Annotated in this window: 11 protein-coding genes; 4 read left to right on the top strand and 7 right to left on the bottom strand. The window is 68.4% G+C overall.

Annotation, left to right across the window (positions count from 1 at the left end):
- Window positions 1–129: 129 nt before the first annotated feature.
- A complete protein-coding gene (flhA, locus tag MKK67_RS31345; protein ID WP_243972945.1) occupies window positions 130–2,289 on the bottom strand; it encodes a flagellar biosynthesis protein FlhA in 2,160 nt (719 codons plus the stop codon).
- A gap of 166 nt (window positions 2,290–2,455) precedes the next feature.
- Between flhA and MKK67_RS31340 the strand changes: the two genes are divergently transcribed.
- A complete protein-coding gene (locus MKK67_RS31340) occupies window positions 2,456–3,025 on the top strand; it encodes a hypothetical protein (protein WP_243972942.1) in 570 nt (189 codons plus the stop codon).
- A 12-nt stretch (window positions 3,026–3,037) separates the two neighbouring features.
- Here the strand turns inward: MKK67_RS31340 and MKK67_RS31335 are convergent, their stop codons facing one another.
- Window positions 3,038–4,279 carry a capsule biosynthesis protein gene (locus MKK67_RS31335; RefSeq protein WP_243972940.1) on the bottom strand — a complete coding sequence of 414 codons (1,242 nt, stop codon included), beginning with the start codon at window positions 4,277–4,279 and terminating at the stop codon, window positions 3,038–3,040.
- A 184-nt stretch (window positions 4,280–4,463) separates the two neighbouring features.
- On the bottom strand, window positions 4,464–5,117 hold the full coding sequence (locus MKK67_RS31330; protein ID WP_243972939.1) for an ABC transporter ATP-binding protein: 654 nt from the start codon (window positions 5,115–5,117) through the stop codon (window positions 4,464–4,466).
- Window positions 5,118–5,843: 726 nt separating this feature from the next.
- Here MKK67_RS31330 and MKK67_RS31325 point away from each other — a divergent pair.
- The 3 genes from MKK67_RS31325 (at window position 5,844) to MKK67_RS31315 (ending at window position 8,858) form a co-directional block, all read left to right on the top strand.
- A complete protein-coding gene (locus MKK67_RS31325) occupies window positions 5,844–6,305 on the top strand; it encodes a PAS domain-containing protein (protein WP_409568467.1) in 462 nt (153 codons plus the stop codon).
- Window positions 6,306–6,358: 53 nt separating this feature from the next.
- Window positions 6,359–7,609 carry a formyl-CoA transferase gene (frc, locus tag MKK67_RS31320; protein WP_243972938.1) on the top strand — a complete coding sequence of 417 codons (1,251 nt, stop codon included), beginning with the start codon at window positions 6,359–6,361 and terminating at the stop codon, window positions 7,607–7,609.
- 82 nt (window positions 7,610–7,691) lie between these two features.
- Complete coding sequence (locus MKK67_RS31315; RefSeq protein ID WP_243972936.1) at window positions 7,692–8,858, top strand: HPP family protein; 1,167 nt, start codon at window positions 7,692–7,694, stop codon at window positions 8,856–8,858.
- A gap of 9 nt (window positions 8,859–8,867) precedes the next feature.
- Here MKK67_RS31315 and MKK67_RS31310 read toward each other — a convergent pair whose 3' ends face one another.
- From MKK67_RS31310 to MKK67_RS31295, 4 genes are all read right to left on the bottom strand, one after another.
- Window positions 8,868–10,439, bottom strand: a complete 1,572-nt coding sequence (locus tag MKK67_RS31310) for an ABC transporter substrate-binding protein (protein ID WP_243972934.1) — start codon at window positions 10,437–10,439, stop codon at window positions 8,868–8,870.
- 354 nt (window positions 10,440–10,793) lie between these two features.
- Window positions 10,794–12,542, bottom strand: a complete 1,749-nt coding sequence (oxc, locus tag MKK67_RS31305) for an oxalyl-CoA decarboxylase (RefSeq protein WP_243972931.1) — start codon at window positions 12,540–12,542, stop codon at window positions 10,794–10,796.
- 246 nt (window positions 12,543–12,788) lie between these two features.
- Window positions 12,789–14,075: an oxalate/formate MFS antiporter gene (oxlT, locus tag MKK67_RS31300; RefSeq protein WP_243972929.1), complete on the bottom strand. Its 1,287-nt coding sequence runs from the start codon at window positions 14,073–14,075 to the stop codon at window positions 12,789–12,791.
- Window positions 14,076–14,225: 150 nt separating this feature from the next.
- Window positions 14,226–16,019: a zeta toxin family protein gene (locus tag MKK67_RS31295; protein ID WP_243972927.1), complete on the bottom strand. Its 1,794-nt coding sequence runs from the start codon at window positions 16,017–16,019 to the stop codon at window positions 14,226–14,228.
- Window positions 16,020–16,206: the final 187 nt, after the last annotated feature.

Raw genomic sequence — 16,206 nt, 5'->3', positions numbered from 1 at the left:
AGCGCAGCGAAGCGACCCAGGGACACGCTTCAGTCTGGAAGCGCGCGCTGCCCTGGGTTGCTTCGCTACGCTCGCAAGGACGGTGAAAGGTGGCACTCAGCCTGATCAAGGGCGTCAGGCCGCCGTCCCTCAGATCGACCCCACGGTGCGCAGCCGCGCCCGCGGGTGGATCTCCGCTTGGCTCATCACCGGCGTCTCCCGGCGGAAGCGCTCGATGATCGAGCGCACGAACGGCCGGGATTGTGCCGAGGTCACCAGCACCGGCATCTCGCCCTGGCGGGCCGCGGTCTCGAAGCGGTCGCGGACCGTGGTGACGAACTCGCTGAGCTTCGAGGGCTGCATCGCCAGGTAGCGCTCCTCCCGCTCGCCGACGATCGACTCCATGAACGCCTGCTCCCAGGCGGGCGACAGGGTGATGATCGGCAGGGTGCCGTTCTGGTCCTGGTACTGGGCGCAGATCTGCCGCCCGAGCCGGGCGCGGACATGCTCGACCACGTCGCGCGGGTTCTTCACGGCGCCGGCGACCTCTGCGATCCCTTCGACGATCGCCCCGAGGTCGCGGATCGACACGCGCTCGGAGAGCAGGAATTGCAGCACCCGCTGCACGCCGGTGGTCGAGATCTGCGACGGCATGATCTCCTTGAGCAGCTCGGCGTGCTCCTTGGGCAATTCGCGCAGGAGCTTCGAGACCTCGACGTGGTTGAGCAGCTCGGAGACGTGGGCCTTGATCAGCTCGGTGAGGTGCGTCGAGACGACGGTGGCGGCATCCACCACGGTGTAGCCCTTGAGCTGCGCCTGATCGCGCAGGGACGCGTCGATCCAGGTCGCGGGCAGCCCGAAGGTCGGCTCCAGCATGTGCTGGCCGGGCAGCTGAACCTGGCCGCCCATCGGATCCATGGCCATGAACTGCCCCGGGAAGATCCGGCCGGTGCCGGCCTCGATCTCCTTGACCCGCACCACGTAGGAATTGGCATCGAGCTGGACGTTGTCGAGGATGCGCACCGACGGCATCACGAAGCCGAGCTCGGCCGCGAGCTGGCGGCGCAGGGCCTTGATCTGGTCGGTGAGCCGGTCCTGGCCCTCGCCGTTGACCAGGGCGAGCAGCGCGTAGCCCATCTCGAGCTTCAAGTCGTCGAGCTTCAGGAGGTCGGTGACGGTCTCCTCCTTGGCCGTCGCGGCGGCCGCGACCGCCTTGGCGTCCATCGGGACGCCCTCCGCGTCCAGCGGCGGGGCCTCGTTGGCGGTCTTGTTGGTGCGCCACGCGGCGTAGCCCGCCCCGCCGCCGAGCAGCAGGAACGGCAGCATCGGCATGCCCGGCAGGAGCGCGATCAGGAACATCACGGCGGCCGACATGCCGAGCGCCTTGGGATAATGCGCCAGCTGCTTGCCGAGCGCCTTGTCGGCCGATCCTTTCACGCCCGCCTTCGAGACCAGGATGCCGGCCGCGGTGGAGACGATCAGCGCCGGGACCTGGCTCGCCAGCCCGTCGCCGATGGTGAGCAGGGTGTAGCTCTTGGCGGCGTCGCCGAAGCTCAGGCTTTGCTGCGCCACGCCGATGACGATGCCGCCGACCACGTTGATGAACGTGATCAGCAGGGCCGCCACCGCGTCGCCGCGGACGAATTTCGAGGCGCCGTCCATGGCGCCGAAGAACGAGGATTCCTCCTCAAGGGCGGCCCGGCGGGCCTTGGCGACCTTCTCGTCGATCAGGCCGGCCGAGAGGTCGGCGTCGATCGCCATCTGCTTGCCGGGCATCGCGTCGAGGGTGAAGCGCGCCGCGACCTCGGCGATGCGGCCCGAGCCCTTCGTGATGACCACGAAGTTCACGATGATCAGGATCGCAAACACGATGATCCCGATGACGAAGTTGCCGCCCATCACGAAGTTGCCGAACGCCTCGATGACGTGGCCGGCCGCCGCCGTGCCCTCGTGGCCGTGGCCCAGGATCAGGCGCGTGGAGGCGAGGTTCAGCGCCAGCCGCAGCATCGTGGCGATCAGCAGCAGCGTCGGGAAGACGGTGAATTCGAGCGGGTTGTCGATCGACAGGCCGACCATCATGATCAGCACCGAGACGATGATCGAGACCGCCAGCAGCAGGTCGAGCAGCACCGCCGGCAGCGGAAAGATCAGCACCGCCAGGATGCCCATGACGCCGGTGGCGAACATAAGATCCGAGCGCTTGGACAGCGCGTGAAGGTCGCCGCGGGTCGGCAGCGCGAGCTGACTCAGGACCGATGCGGCCCCGCTCATAGCCCCGCCGCTGGCCGGCGCGCTCGCCGTCTCCGCCATCGTTCTCGATCCATCGCCGTCCGCCCCGGGAGATCCGAGGGACGCACCCGGCAAGATCTGCCGAGTGGATGGTTAGCGCGCCGTTAAGAACCGGCTCGGCGCGGGCGGAACCCGCACGGCCTTCGCCACTTGTCCGGGCGGCAGCCCACCGATCGAAAGAGCCCGCATGGCCGCGCGCGTCCTCACCGCCCTGTTCGACGAGTACGACACCGCCACGGGCGTGGTCGATCAGCTGGAGGCCGCGGGCATCCCCCACGCCGACATCAGCATCCTGGCCAACCGGGCCGAGCCGGCCGCGATCCAGGATCGGCCGTTCGGCGATCCCCATCCCGACGTGGTCGATCCGGTGGATGCCGCCGGGACCGGCGCAACGGTCGGCACGGTTCTGGGCGGAGGGGCCGGGTTGCTGGCCGGGCTCGGATTGCTGGCGATTCCGGGCCTCGGGCCGGTGGTCGCCGCGGGCTGGCTGGTGGCGGCCGCGGCCGGTGCAGGCGTCGGCGCTGCGGCGGGCGGCCTGATCGGCGGTCTCACCGGCGCCGGGCTGACAGAGGGCGAAGCCGAGACCTATGCGGAAGGCGTGCGCCGGGGCGGGACCCTCGTGACGGTCCGGGCCGAAGACCACCTGGCCGACGGCGTGATGGCGATCCTCGACCGTGCCGGATCGATCGACCTCGACGAGCGTGCCGAGGGCTGGCGAGCCCAGGGCTGGAGCGGCGGGTCAGCCACGAATGGCTGAACCCGGATCGGGTCAGTTCATCATCTTCCGGGCGAACATCGAGGCAGCGAACAGCACGGCCGCTCCCGCGGTGACCAGGCTGATCATCAGGATCCGCCGCGGTTCGACCGAGGATTCCGCCTTCACCGGCTCGACGATCGGGCTGAAGAACTCGATCTGACGCGCCGCGACGATGCGGGCGCGCTCATGGGCGGTCAGCACCTGCTGGTAGTACTTCTCGGCGTTCTTGCGGTCGTTCTCGAGGGCCTCGAACCGGGTCAGGGCGTCAGACAGCAGGCGCTTCTGCTCCGGGTCCTGGCTGGCCGCTTGCCGCTCGATCCGGGCGATGTTGTCGTCGAGATCCTTGATCTGCTGCTTGATGTCGATGATCCGACGCGACTCCGGGCCGAGGTCGCGCTGCCCGATGGCGAGCTGCACCGCCAGGTTGATCCGGGCCGCCCGCAGCTCAGAGACGATCTTGAGATTGGCCTCGTTCGATTTCTGCGCGTCGAGCACGCCTTCACGATTGCGCAGGTCGCGCATCGCCACGCGGATCTTGGTCATGCGCTCTTCGGCGAGCTTCAACTCGCGCGTGCTCTCGGCGACCGCATCCTCGCGCGCCTTGATGCTGAGGTCGTTCACCATCCGCTCGGCCTCCGTCATCACGGCTTTCGCGATGGCGAGGGACTCGTCGGGGTCGAACGCCTCGACCGTGAGCGACATGATGCCGGAACCGGATTCGATCTCGACGCCGACGCGGCGCTTCCAGTAGCGGAGGAATTTTTCGACCGGTTTTTCGGGATCGAAGCGGGAGAAGTAGTCGATGCTGTCGCGGCTGAACCACTCGCGGATCGGGAGTTTGGCCTCCATCGTCTCCAGCATCGGCCGGCTGAGGATGTACTCGTAGGTGATCAGGCTGTCCTGGGCCACCATCTGGCTCGGCACGCCCGAAGAGGTGCCGACCGAGTCCGGCGCCGCCTTGTCGGCCGTTCCCAGTGCCGGACGGATCGCGAACCGCGCCTCGCTGACGTAGCGGTCCGACGCGATCAGGCCGAAATACACCGCTCCGGCCAGCGTCGGCAGCACGAAGCAGAGCACGAACAGGATCGGGATCCAGGGATCGTTCTTGACGTGGCTCTGGTAGGACCGGATGCCCTTCTTGCGGTCAACGAACCGCGACATGCGCGCGATCTGCCGCAATGATTCGGTGACCGCCTGCTGGCGGTCCGCGGTCGTCAGCGGCTGCCCCTCGGCTTTCCGGATCTCCATGTTCATGACCTGATCCCCGGCCTCCCCGGACTCGACGGCCGGCCCGTCACCGGGCTCTCGACCGCGCCGAAACGCTCGCGTCGGATGCCTCTCGCACGGGGAGGCGGCAAAAGCATGTCTTCGCGAGGGTTTCCAGTCTGCGTCCCTCCGAACGACGGTGGCGGCCTTTCGCGGGCTGATTCGTGATCGCTCAGGCGTTGAGGCGCCGATAGACCTCGATCGCGTCGTTGACGTCCTCGTAGACGATCGCGCGCCCGTTGAGCAGGACGAGGCCCTGCGTGCACCACTGGCGGATGGTCTCCATCGAGTGCGAGACCATGATGATGTCGGCGTTTTTGCGCCGTTGGGAGAACACCTCGTCGCAGCGCTTGGAGAAGCGGGCGTCGCCCACCGAGGTGATCTCGTCGATCAGGTAGCAGTCGAACGGGATCGCCATGCTCATGCCGAAGGCGAGCCGGGCGCCCATACCGGACGAGTAGGTGTAGATCGGCACGTCGAGATAGCTGCCGAGCTCGGAGAAGTCCTCGACGAAGTCGAGCACGCGACGCGGATCCTCGCCGTAGATGCGGGCGACGAACATGACGTTGTCGCGGCCGGTCATCTTGGGATGGAAGCCGCCGGCGAAACCCAGCGGCCAGGAGATCCGCAGGCCGCGGTGGATCTTGCCCCGGGTCGGGTCTTCGGTGCCGGCGATAAGCCGCATCGTGGTCGACTTGCCGGCGCCGTTGATGCCGAGGATCCCGTAGGAAACGCCAGGCTTCAGGGTGAACGACACCTGCTCCAGGATCGTCCGCTTGTGGCCGTCGGTGCGGTAGACCTTGCTGACTTTCTCGAAACGGATCACCGGGGTGGTCTCCAGGGCGGGTTGCCGAAACGCCGGCCCGTGCTGTCTGGCTGCTCGGCTCCTGCCCCCGGAAAGCGGCGAATCTGAGAAGGCGGCCCGCTGAGCCGCGCCGTGCCGGCTACGCTGATGGGGTCGCCGGACGGCCCGCAGCCTCAGCGACATTGCGAGGGCAGCGCATGGTCCCACCCCGCCTCGAATCGCTGAGTCGCTTCAATGCGAGTGTGACGACGAGGCGGCCTGACCGGATGCTCACTCCGACCGGCAATCGCCTCAGCGCCTGTTTGACCGGTCATTCCCATCCTCGCCCTCATCCTGAAGTGGCGTAGCGGAGCGGAGCCCTCGAAGGAGCTCTCCAGCCAGCCGCGCGATCCCTGGAGGGCTCCTTCGAGGCTGCTGCGCAGCACCTCAGGATGAGGGGAGAGATCAGGATCTCCGTCGAACAGAACCGTCACGCGACTGCGATCGCGCAGTCAAACAGGCCTTCAGACCGCCCGAACAAAATCTTGCAACAAAGTGCCGTTTCCAGCCGCTCTGGTTGACGGCGTAAGGTATTTGGCATACCAGATACCAAACGAGTGAGGGAACGCGGTGCGGCGTTCCGGACGATCCGGAACTTTAGCGCCATAGCCGCCAGGGAGGCCCTGATGACGAATCCGAGCAACGTTCGCTTCGGCAGACATCTCCTCCAGAGCTGCGTTCGTCGGCGGCGAGCATACGGGGCGATCCGTGGCGGACGCTAACACCCTGCTCGATCGCCCGCCCGCGGACGATCTGACGGGCCTCGTCGCGGCCATCGGCGACGCTGTGGTGGTGGCCGATCCGGACGGCGCGATCACGGTCTGGAACCCGGCGGCCGAGCGGATCTTCGGCTTCACCGCCGAAGACGCCCTCGGGCAAACCCTCGACCTGATCACGCCGGAGCGTCATCGGCGCCGTCACTGGGACGGCTACGCCAAGACCATGCGGACCGGCGTCACCCGCTACGGGGCAGAGACCCTGCGGGTGCCGGCAATCCACAAGGACGGCCACCAGCTCTCCATCGCCTTCACGGTCGGGATGATCCGGGACGCGTCGGACCGGGTGACCGGGATCGTCGCGGTGATCCGCGACGAGACCGAGCGCTGGACCGAGGAAAAGCGCCTGCGCCAGCGCGTGGCAGACCTCGAAGCCCTTCCGAACGGATCCTGACAAACGGGACCGTCCGAAGATCGCAAGCCTCACCGTGCAAGGGAGAACGCCAGATGAGCAAGCCGTTGGATGGGATCAAGATCATCGACTTCACCCACGTGCAGGCCGGTCCTGCCTGCACGCAACTGCTGGCGTGGTTCGGCGCCGACGTCATCAAGGTCGAGCGCCCAGGCTCTGGCGACGTGACCCGCACGCAACTGCGTCACGTCGAGGATGCGGACGCGCTCTACTTCACGATGCTCAATTCCAACAAGCGCTCGCTGACGCTCGACACCAAGACCCAGGCCGGCAAGGAGGTGCTGGAGAAGCTGATCCAGGATTCCGACGTGATGGTCGAGAATTTCGGTCCCGGCGCGCTCGACCGGATGGGCTTCTCCTGGGCGCGCATCCAGGAACTCAATCCCGGGATGATCCTGGCCTCCGTGAAGGGCTTCTCCGAAGGCCACCATTACGAGGACCTGAAGGTCTACGAGAACGTCGCCCAATGCGCCGGCGGCGCCGCCTCGACCACCGGCTTCTGGGACGGGCCGCCCACCGTCAGCGCCGCGGCACTGGGTGATTCCAACACCGGCATGCACCTCGCCATCGGCATCCTCACGGCGCTCCACCAGAAGAACAAAACCGGCACCGGCCAGAAGGTCGCCGTCTCGATGCAGGATTCGGTGATCAACCTCTGCCGGGTGAAGCTGCGCGACCAGCAGCGCCTCGATGCCCTGGGCTACCTTGAGGAATACCCGCAATACCCGCACGGGGAATTCTCGGACGTGGTGCCACGCGGCGGCAATGCCGGCGGCGGCGGCCAGCCGGGCTGGGTGCTGAAGTGCAAGGGCTGGGAGACCGACCCGAACGCCTACATCTACTTCACGATCCAGGGCCATGCCTGGGCGCCGATCTGCAAGGTGCTCGGCCGCGAGGAGTGGATCACCGATCCCGCCTACAACACCGCGCGGGCCCGGCAGGACAAGATCTTCGACATCTTCAAGACCATTGAGGAATGGCTTGCCGACAAGACCAAGTTCGAGGCGGTGGACATCCTGCGCACCTACGACATCCCCTGCGCACCGGTGCTGTCGATGAAGGAGATCGCCGAGGACAAGTCGCTGCGGGCGAGCGGCACCGTGGTCGAGGTGCCGCATCCGAAGCTCGGCAGCTACCTGACCGTTGGCAGCCCGATCAAGTTCTCCGACATGACCGTCGAGGTGAAGGCCTCGCCGCTCTTGGGTGAGCACACCGACGAGGTGCTGACCGGCCTCGGCTATAGTCCCACGCAGATCCAGGCGATGCACGAGGCTCAGGCGGTCTGATAAGCGGCTCCGAACCTCCGCTATCCTGAAGCGGGACGGCGTGCCCTGCGCCGTCCCGTCTCGTCTGCACGATCCGGATCCGATGCGATCACTGCTCCGCCGTCTCCTTCCCGAGCTGACGCCCGTCAGCACGCGTGAGCGACTGCGCTCGGCCGCGGGCGCCCTGCTGGGGATCCTGGCGACTGGTCTGGTCTGCCGCGCCGCCGTGGGCGAGGCCGCCCCGGTCCTGATCGCCCCGATGGGCGCCTCGGCGGTGCTGCTCTTCGCGGTGCCGGCGAGCCCGCTGGCGCAACCCTGGTCGATCCTCGGCGGCAACCTCGTGGCCGCCCTGGTCGGCGTTACGGCGGCGATCTGGGTGCCGGACCCGTTCGTGGCGGCTTCCGTGGCCATCGGGCTGGCGATCGCGCTGATGATGGCGCTCCGCTGCCTGCACCCGCCGAGCGGAGCGGTGGCGCTCACGGCGGTGCTGGGCGGCCCGGCGATCCGGGATCTCGGCTACGGCTTCGTGCTCTGGCCGGTGGCGGCCAATTCGCTGCTGCTGCTGAGTGTGGCGCTGGTGTTCAACAACCTCACCGGCCGCGCCTATCCGCATCTGCGCCCGGCCGGCCCGCGGACCGATGACCCGGCTCCGGCCTCCCGGCTCGGCTTCCTGGCCTCGGATCTCGACGCGGCGCTGGAGGATTTCGACCAGCTGCTCGATGTCGACCGGGGCGACCTGGAGCAGATCCTGCGGCGGGTGCAGATGCGCGTCTACGGCCGCCGATCGGGGCAGACCACCTGCGCGGCGATCATGTCCCGCGACGTGATCGCGGTGGCCCCCGACGATTCCCTGGCGCAGGCGCTGCACCTGCTGCGCCGCCATCGGATCAAGGCCCTGCCGGTCACCGACGAGCGTGCCCGGGTGCTCGGGATCGTCACGCAGACCGACCTTCTCGATAAGGCGTCCTGGGACCGGAGCGGCCCGCGGCTCGGCCTCGGCCGCCGCCTGCGGCTGACCGTGGAGCGCGGGCGCGCCCCCCATGGCTGCGCCGCCGACATCATGAGCGCGGTCGAGCCCGTCACCCCGGACACGCCCGTGGCCGAGCTGGTGCTGCGGATGGCGGAAGCCGGCCTCCACCACCTCCCTGTGGTGGAGGCGGATGGCCGTTTGGTCGGGATCGTCTCGCAGACGGATCTGGTCCCGGCGCTGATCGCCGATGCCGGCAACCCCGCGCTGGCCGCCGCGCCCCCGGACGCTGTGCCCGCCTGACCCGCCGGCTCAGCCCTTCTTGACGTTCCAGAACACCGGCACCCCGTCGAGCACCCCGGTCACCGAGGGCTTGTACGAGGTCTGGTTGAAGTACTGCCCGAGCGGCAGGTAGGGCACGTCCACGAAGGCCTGCTTCTGCAGGGCGTCCGCCAGCGTCCTGCGCGCGGCGATATCGGGGGCGTCGAGCCATTCCTGGCGCAGCGCCTCAAGCTTCGGGCTGGTCGGCCAGCCCACCGGCGCATCGGGCCCGGTCCCACGCAGGAACGCGCTGACCGCCGGGTTGGCCTGGTCGAGCCCGGCCCAGAAGGTGCAGAAGATGCTCCAGCCACCCTGGGCGATCGGGTCGCGCTTGGCGCGCCGCTGGACCACCGAGCCCCAATCCATGACCTGATAATCGACGTTGAAGCCGGCGCGGGTCAGCATGTCGGCCGCCACGTCCGCCAAAGCCTTCAGGCTCGGGAAGTCGGAGGCGCCCATCAGCACCACCTTCTCGCCCTTGTAGCCGGCGGCGGCCAACGCCTTCTTGGCGGCGTCGAAGTCGCGCTTGCTCGTCAGCACGTCGAGGCCGGCCTCGCTCGCCATCGGCAGGCCGGGGCAGAAGAAGCCGGTCGGCACGTGCCTCAGCTTCGGATCGTCGCCGGTCACCGCCTGCATGAAGTCGGTCTGGTCGACCACCTTGAGCAGCACTTGCCGGATCGCCGGGTTGTCGAAGGGGGGCAGCAGCTGGTTCATCCGCAGGCAGCCGATCAGCCCGGTCGGGTCCTTGATCGACGTCTTCAGGCTGCCGAGCGTCGGCACGAGGTCGGAGGGCGGCTGCTCCCACCAATCCATCTCGCCGGTCTGCATCGCCGAGGCGGCGGTGGCCTGGTCGGGGATGACGTGCCACTCGACTCGGTCGAGGAAGGCGCGCTTGGGGCCCGAGGTCCATTGCGGCTCGCCGCCCTCGCGCGGGACGTATTTGTCGAAGCGCTCGTAGACGACCCGGGCGCCGACCATCCGCTCGTCCGCCTTGAACCGGAACGGGCCGCTGCCGACCATCTCGGTCACCTGCGTGAACGCATCGGTCTTGGCGAGCCGCTCCGGCATGATCGCGCAGATCGGCGAGCCGACCTTGCCGAGCGCGTCCGGCAGGAGCGGGAACGGCTTTTTCAGGCGGAACTGGATGGTCCGGTCGTCGGGGGCCGAGAGCTCGTCGGTGTAGGCCATGAGCGTCTGGCCCATCGGGTCGCGCTTGGCCCAGCGACCGATGCTGGCGACGCAGTCGCGGGCGAGCACCGGCGTGCCGTCGTGGAAGACCAGCCCGGGCCGGAGGGTCATGCGCCACAGCTTGCCGTCATCCTCGACGACGTGGCCGGCGACCATCTGCGGTTGCGCGGCGTAGCTGGCATCGGTCCCGTACAGGGTGTCGAACACCGCGAGCCCGTGGTTGCGGGTCACGTAGGCGGTGGTCCAGATCGGATCGAGCACCGTCAGGTCGGCCTGCGGGATGAACTTGAGCACCCGGGAGGACCCGCCCTGCGCAAGCGCCGGGGCGGCGAGCGCCGCGCCCGACAGGGCCACGAAGGATCGTCTGGTCAGCATGTCGGCTCGCCCCTGCTGTGCGTGTCGCCGAAGCTTAGCATGAGGCGGGCCACGGGGAGGGGCGGGCGGCCCGTATCCGCGGGAGGATTACCGGTGGTTGTTGGCTGTCTCATTCGAATTAAGCTGGTTGGCTCGGTACTCCCATCGATCCGCCTTATGGACCACCCCGTCATTCCGGGGCGCCGCAGGCGAGCCCGGAATCCAGAAACGTCGACAGTGCAAGACCTCGCTCCACCTGCGTTTCTGGATCCCGGGCTCCGCTGCGCGGCCCCGGGATGACACGGAGTATATTCCAGCGCCGGAGACTTTCTCGGCCTTCTGGGAGAGCAAATCGTCTCCCTGAAGTCGTCCCCCTCACACCGCCTTCTTCTTGATCCCGCTCTGCGGGTTGAGGCTGCCGATATTGCCGCTCTCGCTGCCGGCGGCCGGGTCGATCACGGCGTTGACCAGTGACGGCCGGCCGGAATCCATGGCCGCGTTGACCGCCCGGGTCAGCTCGTCCGGCGAGGTGACGTGGTAGCCGTCGCCGCCGAAGGCCTCGATCATCTTGTCGTAGCGGGAATCCTTCACGAACACCGTGGTGCCCGGGTCGCGCCCGGTCGGGTCGGAATCGGTGCCGCGGTAGATGCCGTTGTTGTTGAACACGACGATGCAGATCGGCAGCCCGTACCGGCAGATCGTTTCGACCTCCATGCCGGAAAAGCCGAAGGCGCTGTCGCCCTCCACGCACAGGACCGGCTTGCCGGTCTCGATCGCGGCGGCGACGGCGAAGCCCATGCCGATGCCCATGATGCCCCAGGTGCCGACATCCAGGCGCTTGCGCGGCTGGTACATGTCGATGATGCCCCGGGCGAGGTCGAGGGTGTTGGCGCCCTCGTTGACCAGGATCGCGTCGGGCCGCTCCTTCACGATGGTCCGCAGGGCGCCCAGCGCGGCGTGGAAGGTCATGGGCGAGGCGTTGCTCATGAGCTTGGGCGCCATCTTGGCGATGTTCGCCTCGCGCTTGGTCTTGAGCGTGTCGATCCAGTCGGCCGGGGGCTGCTGCCAGCCCTGGCCCATGCCGTCGAGGAGCGCCTGGACGCAGGAGGCGATGTCGCCGACCACCGGGGCGACGATCTCGACGTTCGAATCCATCTCGCGGGGCTCGATGTCGATCTGGATGAACTTGGTCGAGCCCGGCTCGCCCCAGCTCTTGCCCTTGCCGTGCGACAGCAGCCAGTTGAGCCGGGCGCCGATCAGCAGCACTACGTCCGAATCCTTCAGCGCGGTGGAGCGCGCGGCGCCGGCCGAGAGCGGGTGCGTATCGGGCAGCAGGCCCTTGGCCATGCTCATCGGCACGTACGGGATGCCGCTGGTCTCCACGAGGCTGCGGATCGCGTCGTCGGCCTGGGCGTAGGCGGCGCCCTTGCCGAGTACGATCAGCGGGCGGCGGGCAGATTTCAGGACGTCGAGGGCCCGGGTGATCGCCTCTGGGGCGGGGCGCTGGGCCGGAGCCGGATCGATCACTTTCACCAGCGACGTCCGGCCGGCCTCGGCCTCCATCACCTGCGAGAACAGCTTGGCCGGCAGGTCGAGATAGACACCGCCGGGACGGCCGGAGCAGGCCGCGCGGATCGCCCGGGCGACGCCGATGCCGATATCGGCCGCGTGCAGCACCCGGAAGGCGGCCTTGCACAGGGGCCTGGCGATGGCGAGCTGGTCCATCTCCTCGTAGTCGCCCTGCTGGAGATCGACGATCTCACGCTCGGACGAGCCCGAGATCAGGATCATCGGGAAGCAATTGGTGGTGGCGTTGGCGAGCGCCGTGAGGCCGTTCAGGAAGCCCGGCGCCGAGACCGTCAGGCAGATGCCCGGCTTCTGGGTGAGGAAGCCCGCGATCGCCGCGGCATTGCCGGCATGCTGTTCGTGCCGGAACGACACCACCCGCATGCCCGCCGCCTGCGCCATGCGGCCGAGATCGGTGATCGGGATGCCCGGGACCCCGTAGATCGTCTCGATGCCGTTGAGCTTGAGCGCATCGATGACGAGGTGGAAGCCGTCGGTGAGATCCGGCTCGGCCTCGATCTCGGGGGCGGTGTGGACGATCTTTGCCAGAGCGGTCATCGCGGTGTCTCCCAGAGGATTGATGCAGGGGCTTCCTGAGCCGGTGAGCCGGAGAACGTCCCACCCTCCGCCCTCATCCTGAGGTGCTGCGTAGCAGCCTCGAAGGAGGGCTCCAGAAGTCTCGGCGATCCCTGGAGGCCTCCTTCGAGGCCTCCGCTTCGCTTCGTCACCTCAGGATGAGGGGGAGGGTGGGAGATCCGTGGAGTTTGCTCGTCGTTTCTTGGAATTCGTGAGATCGGAGACCGTTCAGGCCGCCCGGATCGGCTGGGCGGCGAGGGCCGCGGGATGCTCGCCCTCGGCGAGGTAGCGGGCGCGCAGCGGCCGCAGCAAGAAGATCGCGAGCGCGGCGGCGGCGACGTTGAGCCCGATGATCAGCGCGAACACCGCCGACCAGCCATAGGCCGCCGACAGGAGGCTGGCGAACGGCACCAGGAACGCGGCGGTGCCCTTGGCGGTGTAGAGCAGGCCGGCATTGCTGGCGGCGTATTTCGATCCGAACGTGTCCCCGCAGGTCGCCGGGAACAGCGAGTAGATCTCGCCGAACACCCCGAAATACACCGCGGTGGCAAACACGAACACGATCGGGTGGTGGCCGTAGGTGAGGAGCACGATCACCGCGAGCGCCGCCGTCGAGAAGGCGATGAACATCGTGTTCTCGCGGCCGATATGGTCGGAGATGTAGCCGAAGAACGGCCGGCCGAACCCGTCGAAGATCCGGTCGAGCGAAATCGCCAGGGTCAGCGCCGCCATCTGGAGGCCGAACAGGCTGACGGGTACGCCGGCCACGTGGAAATCCTGGGCGATCGGGGCGATCTGCGCCGCCGCCATCAGGCCGCCCGAGGCGACCATGACGAACATCGCGTACATCACCCAGAAGACCGGCGTGCGCACGGCCTCGCGAGGGCTGCGATCGACCTTGGTCTGGGGCAGGCGCAGGCTCTTGCGCTGCATCGGGGCGGCGGAGGTGGGCTTGCGCAGCAGGAAGGCCAGGGCGAGGACGACCGCGCCCTGGCCGATGCCGAAATACAGGAAGGCGTCCTGGTAGCCGCTGGTGGCGATCATCCGGGCGATCGGCACGACCGTGATGGCCGCGCCCGCGCCGAACCCGGCGGCGGTGGCGCCGGCGGCGAGTCCGCGGCGATGCGGAAACCACTTCAGCGCGTTGCCGACGCAGGTGCCGTAGACCGAGCCGGCGCCGATGCCGCCGACCACCGCGCCGAGATAGAGCAGCGCGAGGCTGTCGGCGTAGGCGTCGATGGTCCAGGCCAGGGCGATCATCACGCCGCCGAAGGCGACCACCAGGCTCGGGCCGTAGCGGTCCACGAACCAGGCCTCGACGGGAACCAGCCAGGTCTCGGTGGCGACGAACAACGTGAAGGCGAGCTGGATCGCCGCCCGCCCCCAGTGGTAGCGCTGGTCGATAGGATCGACGAACAGCGTCCAGCCGTATTGCAGGTTGGCGATCATGGCCATGCAGATCACCCCGAAGGCGAGCTGCCACCATTTCGCCGACGGCGAATCCTGGCGTTCCATCCCTGAGCCTCTCCCGTGGGCGGCGCGTCCTTGCGTTGGCGCGTCCGGTGTGCCGGCTCAATCATGCATATCCGGTTTAGGTATGCAATATACCAGAGCGATTGAGCTTCGGTCCGCTGTCATTTTCGGCAATATTATTCTGCTTGCCGATCAGGTTTGGCGAGGTCCCCACGCGCCGAGGGTCGGCTCGTCCGCCGGGATAAGCGTCTCATCGAGGTTCGGTATCCCCGCGTCGTCGGAGGGGATGCCGATCACCGCCCGGGCCGCTTCCCAATCCGGATCATCGGCGGCCTCTGACAGGACCGTACGGTCAAGGCCGGTGATGCGCCCGCGATCGAGGCGGACGAAGACGCGGCCGGTTTCAGCTCGGGCGAACCGGACCGCGTCCATCCGGCGAAGGCATTCGCGGAGAAAGCTCGTATTGGCGCCGGCCGCGAGGTCGACCCCGCGAAAGACTTCGTCCGGCCCGTGGGCGAAGATGTCGACCTTGCGGAAGCGGTCGATGTCGATCAGCCCTTTCACGTCCAGGATGTTCAGGACCCCGCCGGCCCCGAACGCGATGGTGCGGGGTCGCTCGCCCTGCGGCACGCTGTTGTCGAGGAACTCGCAGACGACCTGCTTGTCCCGGGCCAGCGCCCAGTTGAAGAACAGGCGCGGCATGCCGGTATAGGCCTCGACATTGTGGGCCAGCAGATCCTCCACCGCCTTGAACCGGCCGAACTGCTCGCCCCGCTTGTAGGCGCGCTCCACCGTGTCGGCCGGCGGCGTGACCATGAACTGCATGTAGACCCGCTCGCCGAACCGGGTGAGCAATTGGCCGCCGCCATCCGAGCCGGCCTCGGCCTGGAAGCTGTCGAACCGGAACCGGTCGATCAGCAGGTTCGAGATCCGCCGCTCGGCCGCCTTGCGGGTGACGTAGCGGTCGAGCTTCATGTCGATCATCTCGACCTCGTAGCCCGTGAGCGTGCCGGCATACCGGGTCGCCGGGCCGAGGCTGTCGTAGTCGAGCAAGAACTTGCGCCAGACATCCGGGGTGATCACCGCGAAGTCGGACCAGGCCATTCCGAGACGCCGGGCCAGCCCGAGCTGGTAGGGCCGGATCGTGCTCTTGCCGGAGGCGGAAGCGCCCTTGACGTTCATCACCACCGGATGGGCCTGCGGGGCGAGCCGTCGGTAGCCCCGGGCCTCGACCACCGCTGCGATCCAGGGCTCGATCAGCTCGCCGATGCGGCGGCTGCCGTAGCCGTTCGAGACCAGGGTCCCGGCGACGCCGCGCAGCAGAGCGGGATCGCGGATCAGAATGTTCTGCCGAGCGAGGATGCCGGAGACGACGCTGCGCAGGGCCTCGCAGGCGGCGATCTCCAGGCCGTCGCCGGCCTGGAGTGCCCGGCGGTGCCAGGCGTCGAGATGGCCGAGCGCCCGGGTCGCGGGATCCTGGCGGGGCGGTGGGCTGCGCGATGGCGGCCGGCGCCCGAGCAGCCGGTCGAGCCAGCCGGCTTCCGGTGGCGGCGGGGAGGGCGGGTCGTCGAAGATCGCGGCGATCTCGCGCCGGAGCACCGCGTCGGCCTCGGCCTGGAGCGCAGCCAGGGCAGCTTCGACTTCGTCGAGCCGGGGCTCGATGCCCTCGCGCAGGATGGCCGAGACGATCGACCGGAAATTGACGCCCAGATCGGCGTAGACCGCGCCCACCGGAACCGACAGGTCGGACATCACCCGGATCAGCACCTCGTGGACGACGAGACGGCCGGGCCGGATCCGGGTGAGCTGACGGGCCGGCAGCCCGCACAGGTCGCTCATCTCGAGCGCGTCGCGCAGGGGCGTCTCGACGTGCTCGGGCCGGTAGACGGTGATCAGCGGCGTGAAGGCGGCCGGCAGGTCGGACTGGACGCCGGGATTCCAGGGGCCGGCGGCTGTTTCCGGGGTGCTGGCTGCCGCTTCCGTCATCCGCGCGTAGCCCTTCGCCTCCGTGGGCCACCACCTTGCCCGTGGGAGGCGCGGGTTCCCTCTCCCGTGCGGGAGAGGGACAGGGTGAGGGATGCGACCTCTCCGGAAAGACCGGGTCCCCCACCCCAGCCCTCTCCCGCACGGGAGAGGGGGGCGCGTCGCGGCCTGCAAGGACGATCGCGCCCCA

Source organism: Methylobacterium sp. J-072, from assembly GCF_022829425.1.
Taxonomy (GTDB): Bacteria; Pseudomonadota; Alphaproteobacteria; order Rhizobiales; family Beijerinckiaceae; genus Methylobacterium.
The sequence above is the reverse complement of the archived record's forward strand: the minus strand, read 5'-3'. Positions and strand labels throughout refer to the sequence as shown.

Excerpts from the sequence above, each read along its gene's own strand:
- MKK67_RS31295 (WP_243972927.1), bottom strand. The coding sequence starts at position 16,019 with ATGACGGAAGCGGCAGCCAGCACCCCGGAAACAGCCGCCGGCCCCTGG.
- MKK67_RS31335 (WP_243972940.1), bottom strand. The coding sequence starts at position 4,279 with ATGAACATGGAGATCCGGAAAGCCGAGGGGCAGCCGCTGACGACCGCG.
- MKK67_RS31310 (WP_243972934.1), bottom strand. The coding sequence starts at position 10,439 with ATGCTGACCAGACGATCCTTCGTGGCCCTGTCGGGCGCGGCGCTCGCC.
- flhA (WP_243972945.1), bottom strand. The coding sequence starts at position 2,289 with ATGGCGGAGACGGCGAGCGCGCCGGCCAGCGGCGGGGCTATGAGCGGG.
- frc (WP_243972938.1), top strand. The coding sequence starts at position 6,359 with ATGAGCAAGCCGTTGGATGGGATCAAGATCATCGACTTCACCCACGTG.
- oxlT (WP_243972929.1), bottom strand. The coding sequence starts at position 14,075 with ATGGAACGCCAGGATTCGCCGTCGGCGAAATGGTGGCAGCTCGCCTTC.
- MKK67_RS31340 (WP_243972942.1), top strand. The coding sequence starts at position 2,456 with ATGGCCGCGCGCGTCCTCACCGCCCTGTTCGACGAGTACGACACCGCC.
- MKK67_RS31315 (WP_243972936.1), top strand. The coding sequence starts at position 7,692 with ATGCGATCACTGCTCCGCCGTCTCCTTCCCGAGCTGACGCCCGTCAGC.
- oxc (WP_243972931.1), bottom strand. The coding sequence starts at position 12,542 with ATGACCGCTCTGGCAAAGATCGTCCACACCGCCCCCGAGATCGAGGCC.